We start from the raw sequence: 6475 nt of genomic DNA on the forward strand, positions 1-6475 counted from the left end.
CGACCGAGGTGCTGCGCGGTGCCGACGCGGTCGTGCACCTCGCCAACATCCCGGCGCCGGGCATGGCCACCCCGGCGGTCACGTTCAACGCGAACATCACCATGAACTTCAACGTGTTCCACGCCGCGGCCGCGCTCGGCCTCAGCCGGGTGGTGTGGGCGTCGAGCGAGACGACGCTGGGCCTGCCGTTCGGCGGCGGCCCTGAGCAGATCCCCGGCGTGGCCGGGCCGCCGCCGCGGTACGCCCCGGTCGACGAGGAGCACTACCCGTTCCCGACGACGACCTACGCGCTGTCGAAGGTCGCCAGCGAGACGATCGCCGCGCAGATCACGCAGTGGTCGGGGATCCCGTTCGTCGGGCTGCGGATCTCCAACATCATGGACCCGGACGAATACCAGCGGTTCCCCTCGTTCTGGCCGGACCCGCAGCTGCGCAAGTGGAACGTGTGGGGCTACGTGGACGTCAGGGACGTGGCCGCCGCCTGCCGCCTCGGCCTCGAGGCGGAGGTCACGGGCAGCCAGAACGTGATCATCGCCGCCGCCGACACGGTCATGAACCGCCCGTCCCGCGACGTCCTCGCCGAGGTCTTCCCCGGCGTGCCGGTGATCAGGGACGTCGCCGGGTTCGGCACGCTGCTCGCGATCGACCGCGCCAGGGACCTGCTCGGCTACGAGCCCGCCCACTCCTGGCGCGATTACGTGAAGTGAGGCGAAGGAGCGGGCCCGTTCTGGATAACTCTGATCAGCCGAACCGGGGGGAGCGGCGTTCCAGGAAGGCGCTGACGACGGCGGCCGGACCGTCACGATCGAGTAGCAGCGACGCCGGGCCCATGATCGGGTGCTCCATCTGCACGATCATCTCCCGAGCCCGCACCTGAGGGTCGGCCAGGGTCGAGGGTTGGACAATCGCACGGCGGCGGAACGAGAATGCGCGAGTGCCCACTTCGCTAACCGGCCGCCTCAAGGGCCTCGACACCTGCGCGGTCTCCGACGCGCTCGATTTCCTGGGGATCACCGGCGCCACCACCGGCATCCGACCGATGTGGGGCCGCCAGAAGATCGCCGGCCGCGCCCGCACCGTCGAGGCGGTCGACGCCGCGGCGGGCCCGGCGGGCCGTCACCTCGGCACCCAGACCGTCGCCAGCTCCGGCCCCGGCGACGTCATCGTCGTCGCCAACCGGGGCCGCGCGAACGTCTCCTCCTGGGGCGACATCCTGACCGCCGCCGCCCAGTACCGCGGCATCGAGGGCGCGGTCATCGACGGCGCCTGCCGCGACCTGGACGCCGTGGCCGAGGCGGGTTTCCCCGTCTGGGCCCGCGCGGCCGTCCCCGTCACGGCGCGCGGCCGGCTGGCCGAACGCGGCAGCGACGTCCCTGTCCTGTTCGACGGCGTCCTGGTCACGCCGGGTGACCTAGTGCTCGCCGACGGCAGTGGCGTCGTTTTCCTGCCGGCGGACCGCGCGACTGAGATCATCGAGACCGCCGAGCGGCTTGCCGCGCGCCAGGACGCGATGCGGGCCGCGGTCCTGGCCGGCCAGCCGGTGACCGAGGTTATGCACGACGACCGCTTCCGCGCGGCTTTGAGCGGGGAGGAGTGAGAAAGTGACCGACGACCTCAAAGGCCTCCTCGCCGCGGGCACAGCCACTGTCTCCGACGCCCTGGACCGCCTCGGCCTCAAGGGCAGCGCGCACGGCATCGCGCCGCTCGCCAACGGCCCGCGGATGGCGGGCCCCGCCTACACGGTGCGCTACGTCCCCGTCGGCGACCCGAAAGGCACCGTCGGCGACTACATCGACGACATCCCGCCCGGCGCGGTGGCCGTGCTGGACAACCAGGGCCGCACCGACGCCACCGTCTGGGGTGACATCCTCACGGAGTACGCCGCCTCACGCGGCATCGCGGGCACCGCGATCTGGGGCGTCTGCCGCGACGTGGCGACCGCGCTGCGCCTCGGCTATCCCATGTACAGCCATGGCCGGTTCATGCGTACCGGCAAAGACCGCGTGGAGGTCGCCGACACGCAGGTCCCTGTCGCCCTCGGCGACGTCCAGGTCCGCCCTGGCGACATCGTGCTCGGCGACGACGACGGCGTGGTCGTGGTGCCACGCCACCGGCTGGCCGAGGTCACCGACCTGGCCGTCAGCATCGCCGAACGGGAAGACGCGATTACCGCCGCGGTGCTGTCCGGCGAGACGATCAGCGCGGCCCGCGCGCGGTTCGGCTACCACACCCTGCAGCGCGGCCAAGAACAGTTATCCGGAACGGGCCCGTGGTGACTCAGGACAGCGGATCTTCAAGCCCACAGCGGGTGTTTTTGAGTCACACCGCTGAGCTGCGGGAATTCCCGCATGCCTGGTCATTCGTGGCAGCGGCGGAGGAGGCGGTGAGCCGGGCGGGGCACGCATTCGCGGATATGGCTTATTCCCCTGTCCGCGATGAGAAGCCCGCCGAATATTGTCGCGCGCAGGTCCGCGACTGCGACATTTACGTAGGGCTGATCGGGCTGCGCTACGGCACGCCAGTACACGACCAGCCTGAGCTGTCCTCTACCGAGCTCGAGTTCGATGCCGCGACGGAGGCGTCGCTGCCACGGCTGGTTTTCCTGCTCGATGAGGAAAAGGAAGTACCGATCCCGGCGAGATGGCTGCTCAACAGCGACCCGGACCTGCGGGCCAGGCAGCGGGCGTTCCGTGCCCGGCTGCGGGATTCCGGGACGATGACGGGCACGTTTTCCAGCCCGCAGCAGCTCGGGCTGCTGTTGCTGCACGCGCTGACCGACCTGCGGCGAGAGCGACAGCCGGGGATGGCGCTGCGGCTGCCGCAGCGACCGGAATTCGTGTTCGGCCGGAAGGACCTGCTGGCCGAGCTGCACGCACGGCTGACCGGCCGCGATCGGGACGGCCCAGGGATCGTCGCGCTGTGCGGGCCTGGCGGCGTGGGGAAGACCAGTGCGGCGGTCGAGTACGCGTACCGGCACCTGGCGGAATTCGGCGTGGTATGGCAGCTGCCGGCCGAGGAACCGGCCGCGCTGGCGGCTGGGCTCAGCGAGCTGGCCGGGCAACTCGACGGCAGGGGCGGCCCCAATGCAGGTGATCCCAGGGCGCGGGTGCAGGCGGCCCTCGCCGGCAGAGACGACTGGCTGCTGATCTTCGACAACGCGGCAGACCCGGTGGATATCGACGGACTCCTGCCGCCCGCGGGCGGCGGGCGCGTGCTGATCACCAGCCAGTACCCGCACTGGCCAGCCGATCAAGAGCTAGACGTCCCCGTGCTTGACCAGGCCACGGCGGCTCAGTTCCTGCTGACCAGGACTGGCGCTGGCAGCGGAGCGGACGCAGCGTCGGCTGAGCTGGCGACCGAACTGGCGGGCGAGCTGGGCGGGCTGCCGCTCGCGCTAGAGCAGGCCGCCGCCTACATGCGGGCAACGGGCCGGACCATCACTGACTACCTTGGACTGTTCCGCGACTGCCGGGCGGAGCTGATGGCCCGCGGCAACCCGGTGGGGTATGACAAGCGGGTCACGACCACCTGGGAGCTGGCCTCCGCCGAACTGACGCGCTCCGGACTGGCGCCAGGACTGCTGCGCATGGTGGCGTGCTGCGCGCCCGAGGACATCCCGCTGCGGCTGCTACTGTGTCCCAGGCCCGGGCTGGCGGCGACGTTTGGTCCTGACGTGGCGCCGCTGCTCACCCCGCTGCTCGACAGCCCCATCGCCTGCGACGAGGCGGTGGCCGGCTTGCGGCGGTACTCGCTGATCAGCGCACCGCGTGGCGGCTTCGTGTCGGTGCACCGGCTGGTGCAGAAAATCACCGCGGACCAGCTGGACCCGGACGTGGCGAAGGACTGGCGGCGGGCCACCGCGGCGCTGATCGAGGCAGCGCTCCCCTCCGACGCCGCGGACGCTGACGACCCGGCGACGTGGTCGGCCTTCGCGGCGCTGCTGCCGCATGCACTGATGGCGCTGCCCCCCGGCAGCGGCGGCATGGACAAGGTCGCTGCCTTCCTGCGCGCTTTCGGCAATGACACCGCGGCGCTCCAGCTTCAACAGCAGATCGTGGCGGCCTGTGACATAGACCCTGGCGCCGATCACCCGAGGACCCTCGCCGCCCGTACCAACCTGGCCACCTTGACCGGCGAGATCGGCGATCGGGCCGCGGCCCGTGCCCAGTTCGCCGATCTCGTGCCGGCGCTGACGCGGGTCCTCGGCGCCGGGCACCCCAGGACCCTCGCCGCCCAGGCCAGCCTGGCCTACTGGACCGGGGAGGACGGGAAGCCAGCCGCGGCCCGCGACCAGTTCGCCGCGTTGCTGCCTGAGCTGTCCAGGATGCTTGGCGACGAGAGCCTCACCGTGCTCGCCGTCCGCGCCAACCTGGCCCGCTCGACAGGGGACGCGGGTGACGCGGCCGGGGCACGCGATCAGTTCGCCGCGCTACTGCCGATCCGGGAGCGGGTGTCTGGCGACCGGCATCCCGCCACGCTCACCACTCGCGCCAGCCTGGCCCACTGGACCGGGACGGCAGGGGACGCCGCCGGAGCCCGCGACCAGTACGCGACGCTGGTGCCGATCAGGGCGGAGATCCTAGGCCCCGAGCACTCGCGCACCCTCACTGCCCGCGGCTACCTGGCTCACTGGACCGGGGAAGCCGGCGATCCGGCCGCGGCCCGCGACCAGTTCGCCGCGCTTGTGCCGGTGATGACCCGGGTGCTCGGCGACGAGCACCCGGCCACGCTCCAGGCCCGCGCCAGCCTCGACCGCTGGACGCGGCAGGCGGAAGGCGGCTAACGCGGTGACACGCGTACCGGGACCACCACGGGAGCACTCGGCGCCGCGTCGGGGTGCACGGTCAGCGCGGAGACCGGGCCGTTGAACCAGTGCCCCGCCGGGCACTGAATCTTCACGCTCGTCACCGGCCCGTCGGTTGAGCCGAGCGTGTAGCTGTCCTCCACGGCCGCGGGCAGGCCGCAGCGGACCGTCCCGTCCCCGTTCAGGTAGGCCGGGCAGTCGAGGAAAGTTGTACTGGCGTCCATAGGATTCCCCCCTCGTGTAACGCACTTGCTTCACGATGCCCGCGAGGGGTTATCCGCTGGTTAAGGCCTGGTTGAGCGCGGCCCGCGGCCTGCGCGCAGCTATAGACATTCATAAAAGATCTTGATGCTATCAGTTGTGCTATCTAGAACACCTGTGCTAGCCTGGTAGTAGGCCAGAAGAAGGCGCGACGGATGAGAGGCAGGCGGTCAACCACGGCATAACCGGGGAGGTGGTTCAAGGTGTGCACCGGAATCGACGGTGCGCCTGGCAGTGTCGCCGAGGCGCTGCGGATGGCGAATGCCAGCCTGGACTACCTGAACGGCAGGGCCTCCGACGAGGTTGATGCCGCCGGGTCCGGCACGGTGCTGCGGTCGCTGGGTGAGATCCACGCGAAGTTCACCGCCGCGTACGCCGCGGTGCTGGCCCGGTTCGATGCCGCTGACGCCCACGATTCCGACGGGTACGGCACTTCCGCGACGTGGCTGGCGGCGATGGCGGACATGACGCCGCGGGACGCCAAGGCCAAGATGCGGCAGATGCGGCTGCTGCGCGACCACCCCGAGATGGCCGCCGCCCTCGTGGACGCGGACATCTCCAAGTCCTGGGCAATGGCGATCGCGGAATGGACGAAGAAACTCCCGGCGGAGCTGCGCGCGGAGACGATCAAGATCCTGGTGCAGGCTGCCCAGGCGGGAGCCTCCCGGGATGACCTGCGGACCATCGCCGGCGTCGCGCTGGAGCGGTGGCGCGCCTCGCGGCCGGACGCCGACGAGGACGGGTTCGACGACCGGTACGTGCAGGTCGCGACCACGTTCGGCGGCGCGGGCGTGATCCGCGGCAACCTCACCCCGGAATGCGCGGCGGCAGTGCAGGCGGTGCTGGAAGCGCTGGGTAAGAAAGCCGACTCCGAAGACACCCGCACCGAAGGCCAGCGGTTCCATGACGCGCTGCAGTCCGGTTGTGAGCTGCTGATCCGCGCGAAGATGGTGCCGGACCGGGCCGGCGCGGACACCCACGTGGCGGTGCACATCTCGTTCCCGAAGCTGCGGCAGCATCCCGAGGCCCCGGAGCAGGAAGAGGTCTGGCTGCGCGGCGCGGCGGGCGAGCCGGGTTACCTGACCGGCAAGGACGCCGAGGCAGCCGCGTGTGACGCGGTCGCCGAACCGGTGGTCATCGGGCACGCCGACATGCGGGTGGTGGACAAGATCATCGGCCTGGCGCTGGCCGCGGCGGGAATCACCCTGGACGGCGCGGATGCCGCCCCGGTCGGCGACGGCAACGATGGCGACACCAGCCCGGACGGCAACGACGGCGACGGTCACCGCTCGTGGGGTATAGCAGGAGGCGGAGCGCGGGCCGCGTCCCGCGCCCGCAGCCGGGCCCGCCAGCGGTTCACCCCCGACGCGATGCAGGCGCTGCGGTACGCGATCGCCCGGCTCGCCATCG

General features: G+C 71.2%; 6 protein-coding genes. 5 read left to right on the forward strand and 1 reads right to left on the reverse strand.

The genetic code is table 11. The features are described 5' to 3' along the window. The 4 genes from WA805_RS14610 to WA805_RS14625 all read left to right on the forward strand — a co-directional run. Positions 1-707: NAD-dependent epimerase/dehydratase family protein (locus tag WA805_RS14610; RefSeq protein WP_425242592.1), on the forward strand; the 707-nt coding region annotated here is incomplete at its 5' end. A gap of 227 nt (positions 708-934) precedes the next feature. Beyond that, a complete protein-coding gene (locus WA805_RS14615; protein ID WP_422282705.1) occupies positions 935-1597 on the forward strand; it encodes an RraA family protein in 663 nt (220 codons plus the stop codon). 4 nt (positions 1598-1601) lie between these two features. Next, positions 1602-2276, forward strand: a complete 675-nt coding sequence (locus tag WA805_RS14620; protein WP_422282707.1) for an RraA family protein — start codon at positions 1602-1604, stop codon at positions 2274-2276. A gap of 38 nt (positions 2277-2314) precedes the next feature. Continuing rightward, positions 2315-4783 carry a tetratricopeptide repeat protein gene (locus WA805_RS14625; protein ID WP_425242593.1) on the forward strand — a complete coding sequence of 823 codons (2469 nt, stop codon included), beginning with the start codon at positions 2315-2317 and terminating at the stop codon, positions 4781-4783. Here WA805_RS14625 and WA805_RS14630 read toward each other — a convergent pair. Next, positions 4780-5028, reverse strand: a complete 249-nt coding sequence (locus tag WA805_RS14630) for a hypothetical protein (RefSeq protein ID WP_422282711.1) — start codon at positions 5026-5028, stop codon at positions 4780-4782. The two genes, WA805_RS14625 and WA805_RS14630, sit on opposite strands and share 4 nt — an antisense overlap. Before the next feature lie 240 nt (positions 5029-5268). Here WA805_RS14630 and WA805_RS14635 point away from each other — a divergent pair. Then, a partial coding sequence (locus WA805_RS14635) for a DUF222 domain-containing protein (RefSeq protein WP_425242594.1) occupies positions 5269-6475 on the forward strand: 1207 nt, incomplete at its 3' end.

The organism is Trebonia sp., assembly GCF_049794275.1.
Classification (GTDB): Bacteria; Actinomycetota; Actinomycetes; order Streptosporangiales; family Streptosporangiaceae; genus Trebonia.

Coding starts and splice junctions, on each gene's coding strand:
- WA805_RS14630 (WP_422282711.1), bottom strand. CDS start 5,028: ATGGACGCCAGTACAACTTTCCTCGACTGCCCGGCCTACCTGAACGGG.